Source organism: Microbacterium sp. No. 7 (assembly GCF_001314225.1).
Lineage (GTDB): Bacteria > Actinomycetota > Actinomycetes > Actinomycetales > Microbacteriaceae > Microbacterium.
The window spans coordinates 4,068,561-4,093,799 of sequence record NZ_CP012697.1 but is presented as its reverse complement, the minus strand read 5'-3'; the positions used below and the strand labels follow the sequence as shown (position 1 = coordinate 4,093,799).

At 72.3% G+C, this 25,239-nt stretch carries 23 protein-coding genes; 13 read left to right on the top strand and 10 right to left on the bottom strand.

The features are described from left to right. Positions 1–19 precede the first annotated feature (19 nt). Together AOA12_RS18885 and AOA12_RS18880 are read left to right on the top strand one after the other, a co-directional pair. The gene (locus AOA12_RS18885) at positions 20–880 is read left to right on the top strand and encodes a TetR family transcriptional regulator (RefSeq protein ID WP_054686320.1); all 861 of its coding nucleotides are present in this window, start codon (positions 20–22) and stop codon (positions 878–880) included. Between the two features lie 141 nt (positions 881–1,021). Further along, on the top strand, positions 1,022–2,608 hold the full coding sequence (locus tag AOA12_RS18880) for an AMP-binding protein (RefSeq protein ID WP_082406382.1): 1,587 nt from the start codon (positions 1,022–1,024) through the stop codon (positions 2,606–2,608). A gap of 133 nt (positions 2,609–2,741) precedes the next feature. Here AOA12_RS18880 and AOA12_RS18875 read toward each other — a convergent pair whose 3' ends face one another. After that, positions 2,742–3,956 carry an acyl-CoA dehydrogenase family protein gene (locus AOA12_RS18875; RefSeq protein ID WP_054686318.1) on the bottom strand — a complete coding sequence of 405 codons (1,215 nt, stop codon included), beginning with the start codon at positions 3,954–3,956 and terminating at the stop codon, positions 2,742–2,744. Positions 3,957–4,031: 75 nt separating this feature from the next. Further along, positions 4,032–5,069 (bottom strand): phosphotransferase family protein, encoded by a 1,038-nt coding sequence (locus AOA12_RS18870; RefSeq protein ID WP_054686317.1) that lies wholly within the window; start codon positions 5,067–5,069, stop codon positions 4,032–4,034. Between the two features lie 152 nt (positions 5,070–5,221). Between AOA12_RS18870 and AOA12_RS18865 the strand changes: the two genes are divergently transcribed. Further along, the gene (locus AOA12_RS18865; protein ID WP_231637134.1) at positions 5,222–5,710 is read left to right on the top strand and encodes an alpha/beta hydrolase domain-containing protein; all 489 of its coding nucleotides are present in this window, start codon (positions 5,222–5,224) and stop codon (positions 5,708–5,710) included. A gap of 115 nt (positions 5,711–5,825) precedes the next feature. On the opposite strand, the gene AOA12_RS18860 is transcribed toward AOA12_RS18865, so the two are convergent. Then, positions 5,826–6,671 (bottom strand): alpha/beta fold hydrolase, encoded by an 846-nt coding sequence (locus tag AOA12_RS18860; RefSeq protein WP_197280988.1) that lies wholly within the window; start codon positions 6,669–6,671, stop codon positions 5,826–5,828. 13 nt (positions 6,672–6,684) lie between these two features. Further along, positions 6,685–7,452 (bottom strand): enoyl-CoA hydratase/isomerase family protein, encoded by a 768-nt coding sequence (locus AOA12_RS18855; protein ID WP_054686314.1) that lies wholly within the window; start codon positions 7,450–7,452, stop codon positions 6,685–6,687. A gap of 126 nt (positions 7,453–7,578) precedes the next feature. On the opposite strand from AOA12_RS18855, the gene AOA12_RS18850 reads away from it, so the two are divergent. Further along, a complete protein-coding gene (locus AOA12_RS18850) occupies positions 7,579–8,094 on the top strand; it encodes a MarR family winged helix-turn-helix transcriptional regulator (RefSeq protein ID WP_054686313.1) in 516 nt (171 codons plus the stop codon). Positions 8,095–8,097: 3 nt separating this feature from the next. Here AOA12_RS18850 and AOA12_RS18845 read toward each other — a convergent pair whose 3' ends face one another. The 5 genes from AOA12_RS18845 to AOA12_RS18825 are packed head-to-tail and all read right to left on the bottom strand — an operon-like array spanning position 8,098 to position 13,505. After that, positions 8,098–8,868, bottom strand: coding sequence for a 3-hydroxyacyl-CoA dehydrogenase (locus AOA12_RS18845; RefSeq protein ID WP_054686312.1), 771 nt, complete (start codon positions 8,866–8,868; stop codon positions 8,098–8,100). Next, complete coding sequence (gene mmsB, locus AOA12_RS18840; protein WP_054686311.1) at positions 8,865–9,782, bottom strand: 3-hydroxyisobutyrate dehydrogenase; 918 nt, start codon at positions 9,780–9,782, stop codon at positions 8,865–8,867. The genes AOA12_RS18845 and mmsB overlap by 4 nt, the downstream gene beginning before the upstream one ends. Further along, complete coding sequence (locus AOA12_RS23935; protein ID WP_054686310.1) at positions 9,779–10,867, bottom strand: enoyl-CoA hydratase/isomerase family protein; 1,089 nt, start codon at positions 10,865–10,867, stop codon at positions 9,779–9,781. Before AOA12_RS23935 ends, mmsB begins: the two co-directional genes overlap by 4 nt. Then, complete coding sequence (locus tag AOA12_RS18830) at positions 10,864–12,000, bottom strand: acyl-CoA dehydrogenase family protein (protein ID WP_054686309.1); 1,137 nt, start codon at positions 11,998–12,000, stop codon at positions 10,864–10,866. The genes AOA12_RS23935 and AOA12_RS18830 overlap by 4 nt, the downstream gene beginning before the upstream one ends. A 5-nt stretch (positions 12,001–12,005) precedes the next feature. Further along, positions 12,006–13,505, bottom strand: coding sequence for a CoA-acylating methylmalonate-semialdehyde dehydrogenase (locus AOA12_RS18825; protein WP_054686308.1), 1,500 nt, complete (start codon positions 13,503–13,505; stop codon positions 12,006–12,008). 128 nt (positions 13,506–13,633) lie between these two features. Between AOA12_RS18825 and AOA12_RS18820 the strand changes: the two genes are divergently transcribed. From AOA12_RS18820 to AOA12_RS18810, 3 genes are all read left to right on the top strand, one after another. Then, entirely contained in the window at positions 13,634–14,410 is a 777-nt protein-coding gene (locus AOA12_RS18820) for an enoyl-CoA hydratase-related protein (RefSeq protein ID WP_054686307.1), read from the top strand. Between the two features lie 38 nt (positions 14,411–14,448). After that, positions 14,449–15,279 carry an oxidoreductase gene (locus tag AOA12_RS18815; RefSeq protein WP_054686306.1) on the top strand — a complete coding sequence of 277 codons (831 nt, stop codon included), beginning with the start codon at positions 14,449–14,451 and terminating at the stop codon, positions 15,277–15,279. Positions 15,280–15,361: 82 nt separating this feature from the next. Next, positions 15,362–16,549, top strand: a complete 1,188-nt coding sequence (locus AOA12_RS18810) for a thiolase family protein (RefSeq protein ID WP_054686305.1) — start codon at positions 15,362–15,364, stop codon at positions 16,547–16,549. A 30-nt stretch (positions 16,550–16,579) separates the two neighbouring features. On the opposite strand, the gene AOA12_RS18805 is transcribed toward AOA12_RS18810, so the two are convergent. Then, entirely contained in the window at positions 16,580–17,722 is a 1,143-nt protein-coding gene (locus tag AOA12_RS18805) for an acyl-CoA dehydrogenase family protein (RefSeq protein ID WP_054686304.1), read from the bottom strand. Positions 17,723–17,814: 92 nt separating this feature from the next. On the opposite strand from AOA12_RS18805, the gene AOA12_RS18800 reads away from it, so the two are divergent. The 6 genes from AOA12_RS18800 (at position 17,815) to AOA12_RS18775 (ending at position 25,225) form a co-directional block, all read left to right on the top strand. Further along, entirely contained in the window at positions 17,815–18,417 is a 603-nt protein-coding gene (locus tag AOA12_RS18800; protein WP_082406380.1) for a TetR/AcrR family transcriptional regulator, read from the top strand. A gap of 70 nt (positions 18,418–18,487) precedes the next feature. After that, positions 18,488–19,552 carry a GTP 3',8-cyclase MoaA gene (moaA, locus tag AOA12_RS18795; RefSeq protein ID WP_054686303.1) on the top strand — a complete coding sequence of 355 codons (1,065 nt, stop codon included), beginning with the start codon at positions 18,488–18,490 and terminating at the stop codon, positions 19,550–19,552. 90 nt (positions 19,553–19,642) lie between these two features. Continuing rightward, on the top strand, positions 19,643–20,488 hold the full coding sequence (locus AOA12_RS18790) for a MaoC family dehydratase (RefSeq protein WP_054686302.1): 846 nt from the start codon (positions 19,643–19,645) through the stop codon (positions 20,486–20,488). Positions 20,489–20,663: 175 nt separating this feature from the next. Beyond that, a complete protein-coding gene (locus AOA12_RS18785) occupies positions 20,664–21,881 on the top strand; it encodes an acetyl-CoA C-acetyltransferase (RefSeq protein ID WP_231637133.1) in 1,218 nt (405 codons plus the stop codon). 33 nt (positions 21,882–21,914) lie between these two features. Next, positions 21,915–24,083, top strand: a complete 2,169-nt coding sequence (locus AOA12_RS18780; RefSeq protein ID WP_054686300.1) for a 3-hydroxyacyl-CoA dehydrogenase NAD-binding domain-containing protein — start codon at positions 21,915–21,917, stop codon at positions 24,081–24,083. Next, on the top strand, positions 24,080–25,225 hold the full coding sequence (locus AOA12_RS18775) for an acyl-CoA dehydrogenase family protein (RefSeq protein WP_054686299.1): 1,146 nt from the start codon (positions 24,080–24,082) through the stop codon (positions 25,223–25,225). Before AOA12_RS18780 ends, AOA12_RS18775 begins: the two co-directional genes overlap by 4 nt. Positions 25,226–25,239: the final 14 nt, after the last annotated feature.

The following is a 25,239-nucleotide window of genomic DNA, read 5'->3' as shown; positions in this document are numbered from 1 at the left end:
TGGGGGAGAGGGAGCGAAAGTGGCACTGACGAATCAGCTGGGCGAGGTCATCCGCGCGGCGCGGCGGGAGCAGAGCATCTCGGCGCGTGCGCTGGCCGATCGCCTCGGCATCAGCGCGGGCACGATGAGCGCGATCGAGAACGGGCACGCGTCGCTGTCGGTCGACCGGCTGCTGCGCATCAGCGAGCTGCTCTCCATCGACCTCTCCCAGCTGCTCGCCACGGCGAGCGCCGGTCGCGCCGGCGACGCCGCGCAGGAGAACGGCGCGGATCCCTCCTCAGCGGATCGTTCGCGCGATTGGCGCACCTTCGACGCACTGGCCGCCGACCCGGTGATCACCGCCGCCGTGAAGTGCTTCGTCGAACGCGGGTACCACGGGTCGAGCATGCGGGCGATCGCGGATGCCGCCGGCATCAGCGTGCCCGGCGTCTACCACCACTATGCGAGCAAGCAGGAGCTGCTCGTGCGGATCCTCGACCTGACGATGGACGATCTGGAGTGGCGGCTCGTCGCGGCGCGTGCGGGAGCCTCGGGCCCGAGGGGGCGTCTCGCGGCGCTGGTCGAGGCGCTCGCCCTCTACCATGCCCGTCGTCCCCAGCTCGCCTTCATCGGGGCGAGCGAGATGCGCAGCATCGAGGAGCCGGAGCGCACGCGCATCGCGCGTCGCCGCACCGAGGTGCAGCACATGATCGATCGCGAGATCGCCGACGCGATCAGCGCCGGCGAGGCGTCGAGCACGCTGCCGCTGGCACCGGGGCGCGCGATCGTCACGGCGTGCACGTCGCTCCCGCAGTGGTTCGACGGCGCGGGCCGGACGAGCGCCGAGGAGATCGCCGCGGAGTACGCGCGCCTCGCGCTCGCGATGGTGCACGCGGACTGAGCGCCTCTCCGGTCGTGGTCGTCCGCGGCTGTGATCCTCAGCGGCCCCGCCCTGTCGGAGGGGCCGCTTCTCGTGGTGTCGTCGTCGTGAGATACTGAAGTGACCGACTGAGTGTTCGCTCAATGACGAGAATGGAGTTCGATGATGAACCTCGACCAGCCGTTTCCGCAGATCGTCGCCGATCGTGCCGCCGAGACCCCCGATCGGGTCTTCCTGGAGCACGTCGAGGGCGGCGCGCTGACCTTCGCGGAGGCGCACGAGCAGGGCTTGCGCTGGGCCGACGCGTTCGACGGGCTCGAGCCCGGCTCGGTGGTCGTCACCTTCATGCCCAACACCCTCGACTACGTCGCGATCGGGCTCGGCATCGGCTGGCTGCCGTCGATCGAGGTGCCGGTCAACACCAATCTCAAGGGCAGCCTGCTCGCGCACGTGATCCGCGACTCCGGCGCCACCGTCATGGTGGTGTGCGAGCGGCTGCTCGATCAGGCGCGCACGGCCGGCGAGGTGTTCGACGGGCTCGACCGCGTCATCGTCGTGCCGCGCAGCGGGGCGACGGAGCGCCTCGCCGATCCCGGGGCCCTGCCGTCGAACGGCATCGCATCGCGCGACGTGCTGGCCGTGGCGGAGCCGCGCCCGCGTGCGGCGGGTCAGGGCATGCTGGACCTCGCGTTCATCCTGTACACCTCGGGCACGACGGGGCCTTCGAAGGGCGTCATGTGCACGTGGGCGCAGACGCGGAAGGGCAGCGACTTCCTGCTGGACGTCGTCGGGCTGGAGCCCGACGACGCCTACTACGTCCCGCTGCCCCTCTTCCACATCGGCGGCCGCATCGTCCCCTATGCGATGGCGCGGGCGGGCGGGCGCTGCGTCGTGCGCGACGGCTTCAAGACGGCGGAGTTCTGGTCGGACATCAGGGCGCACCGGTGCACGGTGACGCAGCTGATGCCCGCGATGGCGCGCTGGCTGCTGGCCGCCGAGCCCCGCGACGACGATGCGGACAACCCGCTCGACCGGATCAGTCTCGTCCCGCTGATCGCGGAGCTGCCGGAGTTCCGCCGGCGGTTCGGCGTGCAGTTCCGCACGGGCTACAACATGACGGAGACCTCGACGCCGATCGCGACGGCCGGCGACGTGCTCGCCGACGAGGGCTTCTCGGGCACGTGCCGGGAGGGCTTCGACCTGCGCATCGCCGATGACGACGATCGTCCCGTGCCGGTCGGCGAGGTCGGCGAGCTGCTCGTGCGCGCCGACGAGCCGGGCACGCTCATGGCCGGGTACTGGCGACAGCCGGAGAAGACCGTCGAGGCGTGGCGCAACCTGTGGCTGCACACGGGCGATCTGTTCAGAATGGACGAGCAGGGGCGCTACTATTACGTCGACCGCAAGAAGGACTCGATCCGTCGCCGCGGCGAGAACATCTCCTCGATCGAGGTCGAGCAGGTGATGCGCGAGCACCCCGACGTCGACGAGGTGGGCGTCGTCTCGACCCCCTCGCCCGAGGGCGAGGACGAGGTGCTCGCCTTCGTGCAGCTGCGCGCGGGAGCGCCGGCGGACCATCGCGCGCTGCACAGCGCGCTGCTCGAGACGATGCCGCGATTCATGGTGCCCAGGTACATCGAGCTCGTCGACGAGTTCCCCCGTACCGAGGCGACGCTGCGCATCCAGAAGGCGGAGCTGCGTGCGCGCGGCCGCGGTCCGCGCACGTGGGACGCCCTCGCGACCGGATGACGGGAGCCGAGGACAGAAGCCCTGGGCGGCCGGCCGCCCAGGGCTTCTGCGTTCATCGCATCACGCGGGCGGGGGCGCACGGTGACACGACGGGACCGTCGCGGCGGGCAGGGGTGACCCGGCGCGACGGACGTCAGGGGCGCAGCTCCGGCTCCCGCCGCAGCTCGGCGCGGGCGATGGAGCGCAGGTGCACCTCGTCGGGGCCGTCGAACAGGCGCATCGCACGGTGCCACGCCCACATCCCGGCGAGCGGGGTGTCATCGCTCACGCCCGCGCCGCCGTGCACCTGGATCGCCCGGTCGATGATGGCGGTGACCGCGCGGGGCACGGCGACCTTCGCGGTGGACACGAGGCGCGCGGCGGCCTTGTTGCCCTCCTCGTCGATCGTCTTCGCGGCGAGGTGGCAGATGAGCCTCGCCTGGTCGAGCTCGATGCGGCTCTCCGCGATCTGCTGCTGCACGACGCCCTGATCGGCGAGCGGCCCGCCGAAGGCGACGCGGCTCTTCGCGCGCTCCACGAGCATGCTCAGCGCGCGTTCGCCCGCGCCGAGCGCGCGCATGCAGTGGTGGATGCGGCCGGGCCCGAGGCGCGCCTGCGCCGCCGCGAAGCCGCCGCCCTCCTCGCCCAGCAGGCTGGTGCGCGGCACGCGCACGCCGTCGAAGGAGATCTCGCAGTGACCGTGCTGGTCGTGGCGTCCGAAGATGGGCACGTCGCGCACCACCGTGACGCCGGGCGTGTCCATCGGCACGAGCACCATCGACTGCTGGCGGTGCGTCTCGGCGTCGGGATCGGTGCGGCCCATGACGATGAGCACCGTGCAGCGGGGGTCGGCGGCGCCGCTCGTCCACCACTTGCGTCCCGTGATGACATAGTCGTCGCCGTCGCGCTCGATGCGCGTCTGGATGTTGGTGGCGTCGCTGCTCGCGACCGCGGGCTCGGTCATCGCGAAGCCCGATCGGATGGTCCCGTCGAGCAGGGGCTCCAGCCACTGCGTGCGCTGCTCGGGCGTGCCGAACAGGTGCAGCAGCTCCATGTTGCCGGTGTCGGGCGCCTGCCCGTTGATCGCCTCGGGCGCCAGATGCAGGCTCCACCCGGAGATCTCGGCGATGTGGGCGTAGTCGAGCTGCCCGATCTCCGACTCGGGATGGAACAGGTTCCACAGTCCTCGGCGGCGCGCCTCGCGCTTGAGCTCCTCGACGACCGGCGGCACGGTGTGGTCGAGGGGGCCCGCCTCCCGGCGGTACTGCTCGTAGGAGTGCTCGGCGGGGAACACGTGCTCGTGCATGAAGTCGATCATGCGATCGCGAAGCTCGGCGCCTCGTGCCGAAGGGCGTAGGTCTCTGCTCATCGTCGTCTGTGCTCCTCGTCGTCTCTCTGGTCCTCGTCGACCCTCGTGCGTGCTGGTCCTCGGCCGCCGGCGCGCTCAGGAAGCGAGCGCGGCGTTGAGCGCGGCGACGCCCTCTTCGGCGAGCCGCTCCACCTCGGGGATCAGGTCGCCGAACGACTGACCCGCCATCTGCCCGGCGGCGACGCGGGCCGCGATGCCCTGCGTGATGACGGCCATCTTGAAGTGCGCGAAGGCGACGTAGGCGTCGAGGTCGTCGAGCGCCGTCCCCGACGCGTCGGCGTAGCGGGCGATGAGGTGCGCCCGCGAGGGGAAGCCGGTCTCGCGCGTGAGCGCCGGCGTCAGCGCCGGCTCGGGCTCGCCGGCCTCGACCCAGAACAGCAGCAGCGACGCGAGGTCGGCGAGCGGGTCGCCCAGCGTCGACAGCTCCCAGTCGAGCACGGCGCGCAGGCGCCGCGGGTCCTCGGCGTCGAAGACGCAGTTGTCGAGCCGGTAGTCGCCGTGCACGATGCTCGCGCGGAAGTCCTCGCGCCACTCGTGCGCGGTCAGGCGTGCTGCCAGGTCGTCCACGGCGGGCACGTCGCGCATCTTCGAGGCGTGCCACTGGCGGGTCCAGGTGCGCACCTGTCGTGCGAGGAAGCCGGCCGGGCGCCCGTAGTCGGACAACCCGATCGCGGCCGGGTCGACGGTGTGCAGCGCGACGAGCCCGTCGATCAGGGCGTCGGCGAGCGCCGTGCGCTCTTCGGCGGTGACGGCGTACCCGGCCGGCAGGCTGTCGGCGATGATGATTCCGGGCACCTTCTCCATGACGTAGAAGGCCACGTCGAGCAGGTGCGGCTCGGTCTCGGCGTACACGATGCACGGCACCGGCACGGCGGTCGGATGCAGGGCGCGCTGCACCCGCACCTCCCTGCCCATGTCGTGCGCGCGGGGGAGGAGCTCGCCCGTGGGCGGACGGCGGAGGATGAGCGACCCGGCGGCGCTGGAGAGCTCGAACGTCAGATTGGACTTGCCGCCTGCGATGAGACGGGCGTCATGGGTGAGCCAGCGGTCGTCGCCCGTGGCCCGCGCCAGCGCGGGCCCCAAACGTTCGGGACGCGTCAGGTCTTCCTCCATGTTCACCTCCTACGGAACACTCGTTCGGTCAGCATAGCATAGCGAGATGCGTCGCAGGAGCCGCGGAAAACCCGCGTTTTCTCGTGTGTCTTGCGGCGTGATTCCGGTCGGACTGGCGTCTCGTTGCAACCGACCAAGCGATCGTTCAGAGCGTGCGGGAGCGTAGTCCGGCGGCTCTTCCCCGCTCCGCCGCACGCCGCACCGTGACGGCACCGGGCAACGTGGCCAGCCGGCCGAGCGAGGTCGACATGCTCCCCGCGATGGAGGCCGCACAGCGGCGTATGCGTGAGTGGGTGTCGGCGGGGGTGGTTCCTCCGGCGCATCCGCGGATCGAGATGGATGCCGATGGCAAGGTGGTTCGGGATGAGGACGGCATCGCCCGGGGTGGTGTGCGGCTGCCGGATGTCGAGGCGCCGGTGGCGGCGTATTACGGCGGCGGCCGGGGTCCGGGCACGGTGGGCATCGCGGGCAAGACCGAGCCGTTCTCGGACGAGAGGATCCATGAGCGGTATCGGACGCATGAGGGCTATGTCGCCGCGGTGAATGCTGCGGCGCGGAAGGCGCTCGAGCAGGGTGTGATCCTGGAGGAGCACCTCGCCGAGTACGATCGGCGCGCGAAGGACCACCCCTTCCCCGCGTAGTCGGTCGGGATGACGCCGCGGGTGCGGCACGTCTCCACGGGGCGTGTCGCACCCGCGGCGGTCCGCGATCAGGCGCGCGTCTTCCGCACGCAGTCGCGACGAGCCGTCGCCAGGATCATCCCGTCGTGCGTTGCAGGCTGAGCACGGTGCGGAGTGCGGTGACCAGCACCAGCGGTCGGTCGAGCATGGGCGCGTGACCGCAGTCGGGCAGCTCGAGATAGCTGCCGCCGCGCTGCTCGATCGCCGCCTGAGTGGTGCGCAGCATGATGCCGCGTTCGGCGCGCAGATACGTATAGCCGGCGTGCAGCAGCTGCGGCACCGGCTCCAGCTGCGCGGCCCCGATGGCCGCGCGATCGAACTTCCAGTCCCAGCCGCCGTCACGCGGACGCAGCGAGGCGCGCGCGATGTGATCCCCGATGCGAGGGTCGAATCGCTGCGCGGGCGCCGGGCGGAAACGCGCGATCGCCTCTTCGACGGTGGCGTAGGGCTGCCGCTGCGTCCTCCCGAAGGGCGAGCGTGCGTCGTCGGACCGCGGGGGCGCCGCATCGCCGACCGGCGAGTCCACCGCGACGACGGCGCGCACCCGGGGGATGCCGGGCATGCCCGCGATGCGGGTCGACACGGCGCCGCCCAGGCTGTGGCCGACGAGCGTGACGGGCCCGGTGGCGGCCTCCTCGGTGACCATGAGCACTTCCCGGGCCCAGGCGTCGAAGGAGTACGCCTCGCGCCAGTCGCTGTCGCCATGCCCGGAGAGGTCGAGGGCGACGACGCGGTGGGTCGGCGTCAGGTGCGGCGCGATCGGGTCCCACCAGTGAGAGTGCGCCGCGCCGCCGTGCACGAGGACGACCGTGGCATCCGCCGCCGGCCCTTCCCAGACCCGGTAGGCGATGCGCGCATCATCGACGTGCACCGTCGCCTCGGTCGTGGGATGGGCGAGGGCGTCGTCGAGCCAGTCGGTCATCGTCATCATCCTGTCACCTCTCGCCCGCGAACCGGTGGATGCGGGCGCGGGCGTCGGGGTGCTCGGAGGCCCGGGCGATCGCGTGCGCCTCGCGCGCGAGCAGGCGCTCGTGCTCGTCGAGGGGCGGGAACAGGAGGTCGCGCGTCGGTGCGATCGCCGACGGCGCCGTCCGGGCGAGGGCGGCCAGGGCTCGTTCTACGGCGGCGCCGACCGGATCGGCGTCGACCACGGCATCCACGAGCCCCCATGCGAGCGCATCGTGCGCGGAGAGCCGGGTGCCGGTGAGCAGCAGCGCGGCGGCGCGCGCGCGGCCGATCGCGGCCGGCAGCAGGAAGCTCACGCCGCAGTCGGGAGTGAGGCCCACGGTGCCGTAGGCGCCCACGAACGTCGCGCTCGCGCTCGCGATCCGCACGTCGGCGTGCAGCCCGAGCCCGAGTCCCGCGCCGGCCGTGACGCCGCCGATGGCCGCGACCGTCAGCAGGCGCGTGCGGCGCATCCCCAGCACGGCGCGGTTCGCGGCGGTCACGAGCTCCGTCACGTACGCCGTCGTGTCGTCGTGCGCGGCCATCTCGGCGACGTCGCCTCCCGCGCAGAAGAACCGGCCCTCGCCCGTGAGCACGAGCGCGGCGACGTCGTCCGCGGCCTCGGCGGCCGCGAGCGCGGCGTGCAGGTCGGCCGCCAGCTGCAGCCCCAGGCTGTTCGCGGGCGGGCGGCGCAGCGTGAGGACGGCGAGGGGGCCGTCGACGCGGAGCGCCGCCGTCTCGAGGTCGAGGTGCGTCATGATCGGGCCTTTCGGTGAGCGGATGCGGGGGAGAGGGTGGGCGGAGGCCGCGGGATATCATGGGGTCTTCGCCGAACCGGCGGGTCGATCGGAGGGGGTCTCGACGTGCCAGACAGTCCCCTGCCGATGGATCCGATCGCCGAGGCGCGCCGGCAGTGGTCGGCGCACGGCTGGGACCCGGCGGCCGACGGCATGGCGGCCGTGACGTCGATCGTGCGGGCACAGCAGATCCTCGTGCGCCGCATCGACCGGGTGCTCAAGCCCTTGGGCCTGTCGTTCGCGCGCTTCGAGATGCTCGTGCTGCTCAGCTTCACCCGCGGCCGGCGCATGCCGATGTCGAGCGCGAGCGCGCGGCTGCAGGTGCACCCGGCCAGCGTGACGAGCATCGTCGACCGGCTGGAGCGCGACGGCCACGTGCGCCGCGAGCCGCACCCGACCGACGGGCGCGCGACGCTCATCGTGCTCACCGAGGCGGGCGAGCGGCTGGTCGGCCGTGCCGTGCCGGCCGTCAACGAGCGGGTCTTCGAAGACCTCGGGATCAGCGAAGAGGATGTCAGGTCGCTCACCGGCGCGCTCGCGCGCTTCCGCCGCGCGGCCGGCGACTTCGACGACCCGCATCCTCTTCCCGAGCCGCTCGGCTGACGCTCAGCGGGGTGCGAGCCGGATCGCGCCGTCGAGGCGGATGGTCTCGCCGTTGAGCATGGGGTTGTCGACGATGTGCGCGACGAGCGACGCATACTCCTCCGGCGTGCCGAGGCGCGACGGATGCGGCGTCTGCGCGCCCAGCGACGCGATCGCGTCCGGCGGCAGCGAGTCGAACATCGGCGTGTGGAAGAGCCCCGGCGCGATCGTGACGACGCGGATCCTGGCCTGGGCGAGGTCGCGCGCGATCGGCAGCGTCATGCCCACGACGCCGCCCTTCGACGCCGCGTAGGCGGCCTGGCCGATCTGGCCGTCATAGGCCGCGACCGACGCCGTGTTGACGATGACGCCGCGCTCCGTGCCGTCCTCGGTCGGCTCGCCCGCGCTCATCTCGGCCGCCGCGAGACGGATGACGTTGAACGTCCCGATCAGGTTGACCGCGACGACGCGGGAGAACTGGTCGAGAGGATGGGGCCCCTGCCTGCTCACCGTGCGCTGCGCCGCGGCGATGCCGGCGCAGTTCACCACGACGCGCAGCCGGCCGAGCCCGTGCGCGCGGTCGACGGCCGCCTGCACGTCGTCCTCGCTCGTCACGTCGCCCGGCGCGAATGCGGCCCTCGGGCCGAGCTCGGCCACGGCGGCCTCGTTGCGCTCGGAGGGGAGGTCGACGACCACCACGTGCGCCCCCTCGTCGATGAGCCGGCGGGCCGTCGCGCGGCCCAGTCCCGATGCGCCGCCCGTCACCAGCGCGACCGCGTCGTCCTCGATCCTCATGCTGTCTCCGTCCCTTCGTCGGCGCGCCCGGATCGGGCGCGAATGTCGGTGATGATCGCGGAGAAGTCGCGCCCCGCGCCCTCTGCGGCGGCGAACCGCGCGTAGATCTCGTTCGCCGTCGCGCCGAGCACGCCGTGCGTGCCGGTGAGGTCGAGGGCCTGCCGCGCGAGCCCGAGGTCCTTCGCCATGAGCTCGCTCGCGAACCCCGGCGTGTAGTCGCGGCCCGCGGGGCTCGTCGGCACGGGACCCGGGACGGGGCAGTTGACCGTGAGGGCCCAGCACTGGCCCGACGCGTTCGCGGCCACGTCGAAGAGCGCCTGATGCGACAGGCCCAGGCGCTCGCCGAGCACGAAGGCCTCGCTCACGCCGATCATGCTGATCGCGAGGATCATGTTGTTGCAGACCTTGGCGGCCTGGCCGAGGCCCGCGTCGCCGCAGTGCACGATGCGACGGCCCATCGCCTCGAGCACGGGGCGTGCGGCCTCGAAGTCGTCGGCGTCGCCGCCCACCATGAAGGCGAGCGTGCCGGCCTCGGCGCCCACGACGCCGCCCGAGACGGGGGCGTCGAGGCTGCGATGGCCGGCGGTCCGCGCGAGCGCGTGCGCCGCGCGCGCCTCGTCGACCGCGATCGTCGAGCTGTCGATGAAGAGCGTGCCGGGGGCGGCGGCCGACAGCAGCTCCCGTTCGTAGACGTCGAGCACGTGGCGGCCGGCCGGGAGCATGGTGATGACGACGTCGGCGTCCGCCGCCGCCGCGGCCGCGGAGGGCGCGACCGCGATGCCGGCCGCGCGCGCGGTGTCGAGGGCCGCCGGCACGAGGTCGAACCCGCTGACCTCGAAGCCTGCTCTCACGAGGTTGGCCGCCATGGGGCCGCCCATGTGGCCGAGGCCGATGAACGCGATTCTCGTCGTCATGATGACGTGTGCCTTTCGTCGGGAGCGGGCAGCTCCAGTTCTCCGGAGGGACCGGCGGCGAAGAACGCCTCCACGGCGTCGTCCGTGACGTCGTCGAGACGGGCGGGCGCCCACCGCGGGTCCTTGTCCTTGTCGATGATCAGGGCGCGCACGCCCTCGATGAAGTCCGGGCGCCGGAACGCGTGCGTGGCCGCACGGTACTCCATCCGCAGCGCCGCGCGCAGATCGGGGAGCGAGCGCGCGGTGCGCAGCGCGCGCAGCGTGGCGGCGAGGGCCAGGGGGGAGCGCGAGGCGACCAGCGCGTGCGCCGCCTCCGCGTCGGGGCCGGGCTCGTCGGCGAGGCGCTGCACGATGCCGTGCAGGTCGTCGCCCGCGAACACCCGGTCGATCCATTCCCGCTGCGCGGCGAGCGGCGCCTCGGGCGGCGCGGTGCCGTGCGCGAGCGCGGCATCCACCCCGTCGTCGGCGAGCGCGTCGATCATGGCGCCCAGCGACGACGAGGGCGCGAACCGGTCGGCCAGGCCGAGCAGGATCGCGTCCGCGCCGGTCGCGAACCCCGAGGTGAGGGCGAGCATCGTGCCCAGCTCGCCCGGCGCCCGGGAGAGCAGCCACGTGCCGCCGACGTCGGGCACGGCGCCGATGCCCGTCTCGGGCATGCCGGCACGCGTGCGCTCGGTCACCACGCGGTGCGATCCGTGCGCCGAGATGCCGATGCCGCCGCCCAGGACCAGGCCGTCCATGAAGGCCACGTACGGCTTCGGATACTCCGAGACGAGGGCGTTCATCGCGTACTCGTCGCGCAGGAACGCCTCGGTCCTCTCGTGGTGCCCGCTCGTGGCGGCCGCGTGCAGGGCGGCGATGTCGCCGCCCGCGCACAGCCCCCGGTCGCCGGCGCCGACCACCGCGACGGTCTCGATCGCGTCGTCGTCGCGCCACTCCCGGAGCGCCCGCGTCGTGAGCCGCACCATCTCGTGCGTGAGGGCGTTGATGCTGCGCGGGCGGTTCAGCGTGAGCAGCCCGAGCCGGCCCCGCCGTTCGGCCCGCACCGCGGGCTCGGGGATCGCGGAGGGCTCGTCGACGCTCATGCCGCCACCAGCGAGCGGCCGACGATGAGGCGCATGATCTCGTTCGTGCCCTCCAGGATCTGGTGCGCGCGCAGGTCGCGCACGACGCGCTCGATGCCGTACTCGGAGAGGTAGCCGTAGCCGCCGTGCAGCTGCAGGGCGTCGTTGGCGACGGTGAACGCGACATCCGTCACGAACTGCTTGGCCATGGCGCACAACGGGACCACGCCGGGGTCGTCGCTGTCGAGCGCCTCGGCCGCCTCGCGCAGCAGGCCGCGCGCCGCCCGCAGCTGCGTCGCCATGTCGGAGAGGCGGAACAGCAGCGCCTCGTGCTCCGAGAGCCGCTTGCCGAACGTCGTGCGCTCGCCCATGTAGGCGATCGTGCGGTCGAGGGCCCACTGCGCGCCGCCGAGGGAGCACGCGGCGACGTTGAGCCGGCCGCCGTTGAGGCCCTTCATGGCGATGCCGAAGCCTGCGCCCTCCTCGCCGAGCCGATGCGTCACGGGAACGCGCACGCCGTCGAGGATCACCTGCCGCGTGGGCTGGAGGCTCCACCCCATCTTGTGCTCGAGCGGGCCGAAAGAGAGCCCGGGCGTGCCGTCGGGCACGACGATCGCGCTCACGCCCCGCGGTCCCGGCTCACCCGTGCGCGCCATCACGATGTACACCGACGACGTGCCCGCTCCGGAGATGAACTGCTTCACGCCGTCGATCACGTACTCGTCGCCGTCGCGCGCCGCGCGCGTCGTGAGCGCCGCGGCGTCGGAGCCGGCCCCGGGCTCGGTCAGGCAGTAGCTGCCGAGCCGCGTCATCGAGGTGAGCCCGGGCAGCCACCGCTCGCGCTGCGCGTCGTCGCCGAACGCGTCGATCATCCACGTGACCATGTTGTGGATCGAGATGTACGCGGCGAGGGCCGTGTCGGCGCGCGCGAGCGTCTCGAACACGAGGGCGGTGTCGGTGCGGCTCAGGCCCGCGCCGCCCCACTGCTCCCGCGTGTAGATGCCGCCGAGCCCGAGCTCGCCGGCCTGCGCGAGCACGTCGACGGGGAAGTGCCTGGTCCGGTCCCATTCGTTGGCGAACGGGGCGATCGCGGCGTCCGCGAAGCCGCGGACGGCGTCGATGAGCGCGGTCTGGTCGTCGGAGAGTGCGTACATGCCGGTCAGTCCATGGTGGGGATGACGAAGCTCGCGCCCTCCTTGGTCCCGGAGGGCCAGCGGCTCGTGACGGTCTTGGTCTTGGTGTAGAAGCGGAACGCGTCGGCGCCGTGCTGGTTCAGGTCGCCGAAGCCGCTGCGTTTCCAGCCGCCGAACGTGTAGTACGCGATCGGCACGGGGATCGGCACGTTGACGCCGACCATCCCGACGTTGACGCGCGCCGTGAAGTCGCGGGCCGTGTCGCCGTCGCGCGTGTAGATCGCGACGCCGTTGCCGTACTCGTGATCGGATGCCAGGCCCAGCGCCTGCTCGTAGCTCTGCGCCCGCGTGATCACGAGCACGGGCCCGAAGATCTCCTCGCGGTAGACGGCCATGTCGGGCGTCACGTGGTCGAGCAGCGTGGGGCCGAGGTAGAAGCCCTCCTCGTGGCCCTCGACGACGAGGCCGCGGCCGTCGGCCAGCACGACGGCGCCCTCGTCGATGCCGCGCTGGATCGCCGCCGACACGCGATCGACGGCGTCGCGCGTGATGAGCGGACCGTAGTCCACGCCTTCCCGCAGCGACGGCCCGACGGCGAGCGCGGCGACGCGCTCGGTGAGCTTCGCGGCAAGGGCGTCGGCGGTCGCCGCGCCGACCGGCACGGCGACGGAGATGGCCATGCAGCGCTCGCCGGCCGAGCCGTATCCGGCCCCGATGAGGGCGTCGGCGACCTGGTCGAGATCGGCGTCGGGCATGACGACCAGGTGGTTCTTCGCGCCGCCGAAGCACTGCGCGCGCTTGCCGTGCGCGGCGGCGGTCGCGTAGATGTACTCGGCGATCGGCGTGGAGCCGACGAAGCCGATCGCCGCGACGCGGTCGTCGGCGAGCAGCGCGTCGACGGCCTCCTTGTCGCCGTTCACGACGCTGAAGACGCCCGCCGGAAGGCCCGCCTCGAGGAACAGCTCGGCCAGGCGCAGCGGCACGGAGGGGTCGCGCTCGCTCGGCTTGAGGATGAACGCGTTGCCCGCGGCCAGGGCGGGCCCGGCCTTCCACAGCGGGATCATCGCGGGGAAGTTGAAGGGCGTGATGCCGGCGACCACGCCGAGCGGCTGGCGCAGGGAGTACACGTCGATGCCCGTGCCGGCTCCCGTGCTGAACTCCCCCTTGAGCAGGTGCGGGGCGCCGATGCAGAACTCGATGACCTCGACGCCGCGCTGGATGTCGCCCTTGGCGTCGTCGAGCGTCTTGCCGTGCTCGCGCGACAGCAGCTCGGCGAGCTCGTCGCGATCGCGCGCCACGAGCTCGAGGAAGCGCATGAGCACGCGGGCGCGGCGCTGCGGGTTCCACGACCCCCACTCGCGCTGCGCGGTCTCGGCGGTCGCGATCGCCTCGCCGACCTCCGCGGCGGATGCCAGCGGCACCCGTGCCTGGACCTGCCCCGTGCTGGGGTCGAAGACGTCGGCGAATCGTCCCGAGGCGCCGTCTCGGTGCGCGCCGCCGATGAAGTGGGTGAGTGTCTTTGCCATGCCGTCGATATCCTTTGAAGACCAAGAAGATAGTTGGAAGTACAACTAATGTGATAGGTGTAAATATAGAGGCATCCCGAGCGAACACACAAGTGTGCTCTGAAGCGGCGCGACGAGTGGAGGACACCATGACCGAGTACGAGACGATCGTCACCGAGACGCGGGGGCGGGTGGGCTGGATCACCCTGAACCGTCCCGACGCGCTCAACGCGCTGAACTCCGTGCTGATGCGCGAGCTCCTCGCCGCCGCGCTGGCGTTCGACGCCGACGAGGGCATCGGCGCGATCGTGCTCACGGGGTCGGAGCGCGCCTTCGCCGCCGGCGCCGACATCAAGGAGATGGAGTCGAAGTCGGGCCTCGAGATGATCATGAGCGACCACTTCGGCCCGCTCGCCCGCTTCGCGGACGTGCGCACGCCCGTCGTCGCCGCCGTCGCCGGCTACGCCCTCGGCGGCGGGTGCGAGCTCGCGATGCTGTGCGACATCATCATCGCCGCCGACACCGCGACCTTCGGCCAGCCCGAGGTCAACCTCGCCGTCATCCCCGGGATCGGCGGCACGCAGCGACTGCTGCGCGCGGTGGGCTACTACAAGGCCGCCGACCTCGTGCTGACGGGCCGCTCCCTGTCGGCCGACGAGGCGGAGCGGGCGGGACTCGTCTCGCGCGTCGTGCCGGCCGCCGAGCTGCTCGCCGAGGCCGGCAGGGCGGCGGACGCGATCGCCGCGAAGTCGCTGCCGTCGGTGTTCGCGGCGAAGGCGGCTCTCGACGCCGGCATGGAGACGACGCTCGCCGAGGGCCTCCGGTTCGAGAAGCATGTGTTCGCGGCATTGTTCGACACCGCCGACCAGAAGGAGGGCATGACCGCCTTCCGCGAGAAGCGCGCGCCGGAGTTCCGTCACCGCTGACGCGGGCCCGGCCGCGCGCACGAGAGGAGAACGACGACATGACGACCTGGTTCATCACCGGCTGTTCCACAGGACTCGGCCGCGCGCTCGCGGAGGCCGTGCTGGCCGCGGGGCACCGTGCGGTCGTCACGGCGCGCGACCGCGCGAGCGTGGAGGATCTCGTGCGCCGGCATCCCGAGAGGGCGCTGGCACTGACGCTCGACGTGACCGACCTCGATCGCATCCCCGTCGCCGTGCGCGAGGCGGAGAGCCGGTTCGGCGGCATCGACGTGCTCGTGAACAACGCCGGCTACGGGTTCCGCTCGGCCGTCGAGGAGGCCGACCTCGACGACGTCGACCGGCTGTTCTCGACGCACGTGCGCGGGCCCGTGCGGCTCATCCAGGCCGTGCTGCCGCAGATGCGGGCGCGGGGATCGGGCACGATCGTGAACGTCTCCTCGTGCGGCGTGCACCTGGCGGGGGCGGGCTCGGGCTTCTACGCCGGCGCGAAGGCGGCGCTGGAGGGCGTCTCGAACTCGCTGCGCAAGGAGGTCGCGCCCCTCGGCGTCGACGTCATCGTCATCGAGCCCGGCGGGTTCCGCACCGACTTCTCGGGGCGGTCGCTGACGCAGTCGGCCGAGCCGATCGACGCCTATGCCGGCACTGCGGGCCTGCGGCGCAAGGAGAACGACACGGCGCACGGCACGCAGCCCGGCGACCCGGCCCGGGCCGCCCAGGCGATCATCGCCGCGGTCGAGGCGCCCGAGTCGCCGACCTTCCTGCTGCTCGGCTCCGACGCCGTGGACATCGTCGTGCCCGTGCTGGAGACGCAGCTGCGCGAGATCGAGAGATGGAAGCACCTCACGGTGAGCACCGACTACGCGTCGTAGACCGCGCGTCGCCGGCCGTGCGGCGCGGACAATGAAAGAGGAATCGTCGCCCGGCGGGCTGCCGGGCGGAAAGGAGAGGACGATGGCGTCACGGGAGCGGGTGGTGATCGTCGGCGGTGCGCGCACGCCGATCGGGAGCTTCGCAGGATCGCTGAAGGACGTGCCCGCGCACGAGCTGGGCGCCGCGGCGGTGCGCGAGGCGCTCGCGCGCTCCGGCGTCGACGGCGCCGAGGTCGGCGAGGTCATCATGGGCTGCATCGCCCAGAACGGGCCCGACGCCTACAACGCACGCCGCGTCGCCCTGTCGGCGGGACTGCATCACCGCACGCCCGCGCTCACCGTCAACCGGCTGTGCGGCTCGGGACTGCAGGCGATCTGGTCGGGCGCGCAGGAGCTGCTGTGGGGCGGCGTCGACGTCGTCGTCGCGGGCGGCGACGAGAGCATGTCGCGCACGCCGTTCCTCGACTTCCAGGCGCGCGGCAACGCGCGCCTGGGCGATCGCACGCTGCTCGACGGCACCCTCGCGATCCTCACCGACCCGTTCAGCGAGCGGCACATGGGCGTGACCGCCGAGAACGTCGCCGAGAAGTACGGCGTCTCGCGCGCCGCGCAGGACGAGTTCGCCGTCGAGAGCCAGCGCCGGGCCGCGACGGATGCCGCGCGCGCCGCGTTCGCGGAGGAGATCGTGCCCGTGTCGACCGGCGGCCGTCGCCCCGTGGAGGTCGCGGTCGACGAGCATCCGCGCCCCGACACGACGCTGGAGACCCTCGCGGGGCTCCGCCCCGTGTTCCGCGCCGACGGCACGGTCACGGCCGGCAACGCGTCGGGCATCAACGACGGCGCCGCCGCGACCGTGCTCATGCGCGAGTCCGACGTGCGCGAGCGCGGCCTGCGCGGCCTCGTCACGCTCGAGGCGGTCGCGACCGCCGGCAACGAGCCCGAGCTCATGGGATACGCGCCGGTCTACGCCCTGCAGCGGCTCTGGGAGCAGACGGGCATGACGCCCGCCGACGTCGACGTCATCGAGCTCAACGAGGCGTTCGCCTCGCAGGCCGTCGCCGTCATCCGCGACGCGGGTCTCGACCCCGCAAGGACCAATCCGTACGGCGGCGCGATCGCGCTGGGCCACCCGGTGGGCGCGACGGGCGCGATCCTCACCGTGCGCGCGGCTCTCGACCTGCAACGGCGCGACCTGGAGCACGCCGTCGTCACGATGTGCATCGGCGGCGGGCAGGCCCTCGCCGCGCTGCTGAGACGGTGGGAGGCGTGACGCGCCGCTGACCGGTGGTCACCGGCGCGGTCAGGAGGCGCGTTCCAGGGCGCGCGAGATCACGACGCGCTGCACCTGGTTCGTGCCCTCGAAGATCTGCATGACCTTGGCGTCGCGCATGTACCGCTCCGCCGGAAAGTCCTGCGTGTAGCCGGCGCCGCCGAGCACCTGCACGGCGTCGGTCGCGACCTTCATCGCGTTGTCGGTCGCGGTGATCTTCGCGATGGCCGCGTCGACGCCGAAGGGGAGGCCCGCGTCCCGCCGGCGCGCGGCGGCCAGGTACGTGGCGCGGGACGCGGCCACGGCGGCAGCCATGTCGGCGAGCAGGAAGGCGAGCCCCTCGTGCCGGATGATCGGCACGCCGAACGCCTCGCGCTGCTTGGCGTAGCCGACGGCGAGGTCGAGCGCGGCCTGCGAGAGGCCGGTGGCCACGGCGGAGATCCCCAGGCGTCCCGAATCGAGCGCCGAGAGGGCGATCGAGAGCCCCTGTCCCTCCTCGCCGATGAGGTTCTCGACGGGCACGGGCGTGTCGTCGAAGCTCACCGTGCTCGTGCGCGAGCTCGTCAGGCCCATCTTGCGCTCGCCCGGCGCGGCGGAGATCCCGGGCAGGTCGGCGGGCACGTGGAAGCACGAGATGCCCTTGGGCCCGGCGGCCGTGCGCGCCATGACGGTGTAGAAGTCCGCCTCGCCGCCGTGCGTCGTCCACGCCTTGGCGCCCGTGAGCCGGTAGACGTCGCCGTCGCGCGTCGCCGTCGTCCTCATCGCGGCAGGATCGGAGCCGGCGTGGGTCTCGGAGAGGCAGTAGGCCCCGAGCAGGTCGCCGCCGATCATCGTGGGCAGCCAGCGCTCCCGCTGTGCCGCGGACCCGAAGGTGGCGAGCGGATAGCACGACAGCACGTGCACGCTGACGCCGACGGCGACGCTCGCCCAGGCGCCGCCGATGACCTCCAGCGCCTGGAGGTACACCTCGTACGGCTGGTCCCCGCCGTCGTACTCCACGGGATAGGGCAGCCCGAACATGCCGAGGCCCCCGATCTGGCGGAAGACGTCGCGCGGGAACGTTCCCGCGCGATCCGATCCGGGGGCGCGCGGGACGAGCTCGGACTCCGACCACTCCTCGATGAGCTGAAGGAAGTCCGCCGCTTCCGCGGTCGGGAGGAGGCGATCCACCATGACACACATCTCCTGATGTCGAACGAACACCTCAGGTGTACCACAATGGGTACTGAAGGTGCAATTACAGTACCAATCGTAGACTGTTCTGCATGTCGTCCATGCCGGTGCTGCGCTCCCGCACGGGGCCGGCGCAGCAGGCGGCCCGGCGCGACGCGCTGCTCGACAGCCTGATCGAGCTCTTCCTCGACGACGGGTTCCGGCGCCTGAGCGTCGACGACATGGCGCGATGGGCGCGATGCTCCAAGCGCACGATCTATGCGCTCGGCGAGAGCAAGGAGCAGGTCGTCCTCGCGGTCGTGCGCGGGTTCTTCCGCCGTGCGACCGGATGGATCGCCCAGCGGCTCGACGCGGAGGCCGATCCGACGAGCCAGATCGGCGACTATCTCCGCCTGATCTCGCAGGCCCTCGCGCCCGCCTCGCCGCAGTTCTTCGCGGACCTCGACGCGTTCGCCCCCGCCCGGGAGATCTATCAGGAGAACACTCGCATTGCGGCCGAGCGCGTGCAGGAGCTCGCCCGGCAGGCGGTCGGCGAGCGGTCGCGCATGGATGCCGAGTTCATCGGCGTCGTGGCGGGCATCGTGATGAACGCGATCCATCGCAAGGAGGTCGAGGCCCTGGCCGGTCTCGACGACGCGGCGGCCTATCGGGCGCTCGCCGACCTCATCGTGGCCGGGGTGCGCGGCGCGGAGTGAGCCCCGCCCTCGCGCCGGGATGTCCCGCCGAGGTGGCCCGCGCGAGGCGCGCGTGGCCTAGCCTGGGTTCATGGTCGGGGTTCCGGTGGTGCTGGGGGTGCGGCGTTCCGCGCCCGTTCCCGTGCCGGGCGCGCCGGACGCGGGGGCCGCGTTGGTGGACGGGTACGGGCGGGTGCATCGGGATCTGCGGATCTCGCTGACCGACCGGTGCTCGCTGCGGTGCACGTACTGCATGCCCGAGCAGGGCAACGAGTGGCTCGCGCGTTCGAGCATCCTGACCACCGACGAGATCGTGCGGGTCGCCGAGGTCGCCGCCGCGGCGGGGATCACCACCTTCCGCCTCACCGGGGGAGAGCCGCTGCTGCGGGCCGACATCGCCGACGTCGTGTCCCGCCTCGCCCGCATCACGGGGCCCGGCGGGCCGGTACAGGTCGCGATGACGACCAACGGCATCCGCCTGCCCGACCTCCTTCCCGGGCTGATCGCGGCCGGCCTGGCGCGGCTGAACATCTCGATCGACACCCTCGACCGCGACCGTTTCCACCGCCTCACCCGCCGCGACCGGCTCGACGAGGTGCGCGCCGGGATCGCCGCCGCAGCCGCATCGGGGCTCCGGCCCCTGAAGCTGAACGCGGTCGCGATGCGCGGGATCAACGACGACGAGCTGTGCGACCTGGTCGACTACGCCGTCACGCACGACGCGGAGCTGCGGTTCATCGAGCAGATGCCCCTGGACGCGGGCCACACCTGGGACCGCGACGCGATGGTCACCCGCGAGGAGATCCTCGCCACCCTGGCCGGCCGGTGGGACCTCACTCCCGTGCCGGGACGCCACGGCGCCCCCGCCGAGCGCTTCCTCCTGGACGGCGGGCCCGCCACCGTCGGGGTGATCGCCTCGGTCACCGCGCCCTTCTGCGGCGACTGCGACCGCCTCCGCCTCACCGCCGACGGGCAGCTGCGCAACTGCCTGTTCTCCACCTCCGAGTACGACCTCCTCCCGACCCTCCGCGGGACGGACTCCCGCACCGTCGACGCCGTCCTCCGTGCCTGCGTCCGCGGCAAGCTCCCCGGCCACGCCATCAACGACCCGTCCTTCCTCCAGCCCGCCCGCGGCATGAACGCCATCGGCGGGTAGCCCCGGCATCCCCGTCGGCCACGGGTCTCGTTGTTGCGGCATGAGCCTAGTCGTGGTTCACTTCTCGGGACGAGCGAGGAGCGTGGGCACATGGTCGCAGTGGATCCGTCCATCGTCGGGACGCAGCATGAGGACCCCCCTGTGCGCTGGGGGCGAGATGATGCGATCCTCTACGCGCTCGGTGTCGGCGCCGGCTCCGCCGACCCGTGCGCGGAGCTCGAGTACACGACCGAGAACACGCCCGATCGCCCTCAGGTCGCCCTGCCGTCGTTCCCGCTCGCCCTGGGCGGGAACCCGATCGAGCTGCTGGGCGACGTCGCGCTGGCCCAGGTGCTCCACGCCGCCCAGTCCGTCCGCCTGCCGGGCCCGTTCCCCGTGGCGGGCGCGGCGACGTGCCGCACCCGCGTGGACGCCGTCCACGACAAGGGGCGCGACGCCCTCGTGCGGATGTCGAGCGCGCTGGTCGACCTCGCGAGCGGGGCGACCCTCGCCGAGACGTCGACGGTCATGTACATCCTGGGCGGGGGCGGCTTCGGCGGCGAGCGCGGCCCGTCGCCGCGCGTCGCGGAGCCCGACCGGGCTCCCGATCGCGTCGTCGAGGTGGCGACGCGGCCCGAGCAGGCGCTGCTCTACCGGCTCAGCGGCGACCGCAACCCCCTGCACTCCGATCCTCGCGCGGCCGCTGCCGCGGGCTTTCCGCGCCCGGTCCTGCACGGGCTGTGCACCTTCGGCATCGTGTGCCGCACGCTGCTGGCCGGCGCGGACGCCGCCGCGTTCGAGCGGATGACCGCCCGCTTCGCCGCTCCCGTGGTGCCGGGCGAGACGATCACGGTCCGCGCCTGGGACGAGGGCGACGGCACGGTCTTCGACGCGTGGGTGGGATCGCGGCGGGTGCTCGCCGACGGAGGCTTCGGCCTGCATCGAGACGGTGAATGACTGGTAGACGATGGAATGCTCGCAAAGCCGTGATCATCTCTGATCTCAAGCCATGAAAATCGGTGCTTCCGGCAGGATTGTGGAAAATCAAGTGAATAGACGCTAGGCTGTGCGCAATGCGTCCGGACGCGACAGCGCGGTCAGAGGGGACGCCGGCCCAATGGGAGTCAGGAACGTGAAGACATCTGAGGCATACATCTACGACGCCGTGCGCACGCCTCGCGGACGGGGGCGGGCGAACGGCTCGCTGCACACGATCAAGCCGATCTCGCTCGTCACGGGGCTCATCCGCGCCGTGCTGGATCGCAATCCGCAGCTGGACCCGCACGCGGTCGACGACATCGTGCTCGGCACCGTGTCGCCCGTCGGCGATCAGGGCTCGGTCCTCGCGCGTGCCGCGGCCCTGGCGACGGGACTGCCCGACACCGTGGCCGGACTGCAGGTCAACCGGTTCTGCGGCTCGGGCCTCGAGGCGGTGAACATCGCGGCGCAGAAGGTGCGCTCGGGATGGGACACCGTCGTGCTGGCCGGCGGCGTCGAGTCGATGTCGCGCCTGCCCCTCGGGTCCGACGGCGGCGCGCTGATGAACGATCCGGAGACGAACTACCGCACCGCGTACGTGCCGCAGGGCGTCAGCGCCGACCTCATCGCCACGATCGAGGGGTTCGACCGCGAGCGCGTCGACGCCTACGCCGTGCAGTCGCAGGACCGGGCCGAGGCGGCCTGGGCCGCCGGGCGCTTCGCCGGCTCGGTCGTGCCGGTGCGCGACATCGGCGACGTCGTCGTGCTCGACCACGACGAGCACCGTCGCCCGGGCTCCACCGTCGCGTCGCTGGGCGCCCTGTCGCCGTCGTTCGAGAAGATGGGCGTGCTCGGCGGGTTCGACGCCGTCGCCCTGCAGCGCTATCACTGGGTCGAGCGGATCGACCACGTCCACCACGCCGGCAACTCGTCGGGGATCGTCGACGGCGCCTCGCTCGTCGTCATCGGCGGCGAGCGTGCGGCGGCCGAGCTCGGCCTGACGCCGCGCGGTCGCGTCGTGGCGACCGCGACGTCGGGCGCCGACTCGACGATCATGCTCACCGGTCCCGTGCCGGCGACGCAGAAGGTCCTGGCCACGGCGGGCCTCACGGTCGACGACATCGACCTGTTCGAGGTGAACGAGGCCTTCGCCGCGGTGCCGCTGTTCTTCTCCGCGAAGCTCGGCGTGCCCGAGGAGAAGATCAACGTCAACGGCGGCGCGATCGCCATGGGCCACCCCCTGGGGGCCACCGGCGCCATGCTGCTCGGCACGGCGCTCGACGAGCTGGAGCGCACGGGCGGCCGATACGCCGTGATCACGCTCTGCATCGGCGGCGGCATGGGCGTGGCCACCCTCATCGAGCGACTGTGACCCGGCACAGCGGAACTTCCAAGGAGAACGACGATGCGATTTGAGAATTCGATGTTCGACATCGAGCGCGACGACGACGGGATCGTCGTCGTCACGATGGACGACGAGACCCAGTCGGCCAACACCATGAACGAGCGGTTCCAGCGCGAGCTGCCCGAGCTCGTCGCGCACCTGGAATCGGTGCGGGAGACGACCACGGGCATCGTGATCGCCTCGGCGAAGAAGACCTTCTTCGCCGGCGGCGACCTGGGATGGATGATGGCGATGACCCGCGACGACGCGGGGCTCGTCGAACGGCAGCTCGACCTGATGAAGGCCGCGCTCCGCCGCCTGGAGACGATCGGCCGCCCCGTCGTCAGCGTGATCGACGGCGCCGCGCTCGGCGGCGGGTTCGAGATCGCGCTCGCCTCGCACCGCCGCATCGCGACCCGCGGCCGCGGCGTGGTCGTCGGCCTGCCCGAGGTCACGCTCGGCCTGCTCCCCGGGGCCGGCGGGACGACGCGCACGGTGCGGATGTTCGGCCTGCTGCCGGCCCTGCAGGACATCCTCCTGCCGGGACGCAAGTTCTCCGCGCAGGAGGGACTCGACGCCGGCCTGCTCGACGAGCTCGTCGACGACGCGTCGCAGCTCGTCCCCGCCGCGCGGGCCTGGATCCTCGCCGGCCCCGACCCGACGCAGCCCTGGGACCGGCCCGGCTACGAGATCCCGGGCGGACGTCCGGACGCGCCCGGCGTCGCGCGCGAGCTGCCGATGCTCCCGGCGCAGCTGCGCAAGAAGAGCAACGGCTCGCCGATCCCCGCGCAGATCAACGTCCTCGCCGCGGCGGTCGAGGGGGCGCAGGTCGACTTCGACGGCGCCTCCCGCATCGAGTCGCGCTACTGCGCCGACCTGATGACCGGGCCCATCTCGAAGAACATCATCACGTCGACGTTCTTCGACATGCAGTCGATCAAGCGCGGCGGCAGCCGGCCCGAGGGCTACCCGCAGACCACGTTCTCCAAGCTCGTGGTGCTCGGCGCCGGCATGATGGGCGCCGGCATCGCCTACGTCGCGGCGCGCGCGGGGATCGACGTCGTGCTCAAGGACGTCGCGATCGAGGCCGCCGAGCGCGGCAAGTCGTACAGCGCGCGGGTGCTCGAGAAGGAGATCTCCCGGGGACGGCTGACGGAGGCCGAGCGCGACGCCGTGCTCGCACGCATCCACCCGACCGTCGACGCGGCCGACGCGCAGGGCGCCGACATCCTCATCGAGGCCGTCTTCGAGAACCCCGAGCTGAAGAAGTCGGTCATCGCCGAGGTCGTGCCCTACCTGGCCGAGGGGGCGCTGATCTCCTCGAACACCTCCAGCCTGCCGATCACCGACCTGGCGAGCGCGGTCGACGATCCCGGCCGGTTCATCGGCCTGCACTTCTTCTCACCGGTCGACCGGATGGCGCTGCTGGAGATCGTCGTGGGCGCCGGCACGAGCGACGCGACGACCGCCAAGGCGGTCGACTTCGCCGCGCAGATCAAGAAGACCCCGATCGTCGTCAGCGACGGTCGCGGCTTCTACACGACCCGGGTCATCCTGCGCTACGTCGACGAGGCGATCGCGCTGGTCGGCGAAGGCGTGCCCGCCGCATCTGTCGAGCAGGCGGCGCTGCAGGCCGGGTACCCGGTGGGCCCGCTGGCGCTCGTCGACGAGCTCACCCTCACGCTGCTGCGGCACATCCGCGAGGAGACGATCCGCGGCGAGGTCGCCGAGGGGCTGACTCCCGTCATCCATCCGGCGAACGCGGTCGTCGACCGCATGATCGACGAGTTCGACCGCAAGGGCCGCTCCGGCGGCGCCGGCTTCTACGAGTACGCCGACGGCGCGAAGAGGTCGCTCTGGCCCGGCCTCGCGGAGGCGTTCGGGGCGGACGACCCGGGGGTGCCGTTCGAGGACATGCAGGAGCGCATGCTGTTCATCGAGGCGCTCGACTCCATCGCCTGTCTCGACTCGGGCGTGCTGCGCACCGTCGCGGATGCCAACATCGGCTCGCTGCTCGGCATCGGGTACCCCGGGTGGACCGGAGGCACGCTGCAGTACGCGAGCCAGTACGAGGGCGGCCTGGCCGGCTTCGTCGCCCGCAGCCGCGAGCTCGCCGCGCGGTACGGCGAGCGGTTCGAGCCGCCCGCCTCGCTCGTCGCGCTCGCCGAGGCGGGCGGGACCTACCGGTGAGCACCGCCGGCGACGCGGAGGAGATCGCTCTCTTCCGGGAGACGGTGCGGCACTTCATCGACACCGAGGTGGCGCCCCACGACCAGGAATGGGAGCGCGCGCACATCGTCGACCGGTCCCTGTTCCGCGCCGCCGGCGCCGCCGGACTGCTCGTGCCCAACGCGCCCGAGCGGTTCGGCGGCGGAGGCGCCCCCGACTGGCGGTTCAATGCCGTGCTCGACGACGAGTTCGGGCGCTCCGGGTATGCCGGAGAGGCGATCGGGCTCGCCCTGGTCAACGACGTCGTCTCGCCCTACCTGCTGGAGTGCACGACCGAGGAGCAGCGGGAGCGATGGCTGCCGGGGCTGATCACGGGCGAGACGATCGGCGCGATCGCGATGACCGAGCCGGGCACCGGGAGCGATCTGGCCGGGATCGCCACGCGGGCGACGCTCGAGGGCGACCACTACGTGCTCAACGGATCGAAGACGTTCATCTCGAACGGTCAGAACGCCGATCTCGTGATCGTGGCGGCGCGCACGTCGCCCGACCGGCACCGCGGCCTGACGCTGCTGGTCGTCGACGCGAACGCCGAGGGGTTCTCGCGCGGGCGCAACCTCGACAAGCTCGGCCTGCTGTCGCAGGACACCAGCGAGCTGCACTTCGCCGACGTGCGGGTCCCCGTCGCCGATCGCCTCGGCGACGAGGGGGACGGCTTCCTGCAGCTCGTGCGCAACCTGCCGCAGGAGCGCCTCTCGCTGGCGGTGATGGCCGTCGCCGCCGGCGAGGCGATCCTCGCGCACACCCTCGAGTACGTCACGGAGCGAAAGGCCTTCGGCACGCCGATCGGCAGCTTCCAGAGCTCCCGCTTCACGCTCGCCGAGCTCGCCACCGAGATCTCCGTCGCGCGGGTCTTCGTCGACGACTGCGTGGCCCGCCACCTGCGCGGCGAGCTGACGGCCGTGACGGCCGCGAAGGCGAAGTGGTGGACGACCGAGCTGCAGGTCAGGGTCGCCCACCGCTGCCTGCAGCTCTTCGGCGGCTACGGCTACATGCGGGAGTACCCCATCAGCCGCTTCTACGTGGATGCGCGCATCCAGACGATCTTCGGCGGCACGACCGAGATCATGAAGGAGATCATCGGCCGCGATCTCGGCGTCTGACGCGCGGCGTCGCC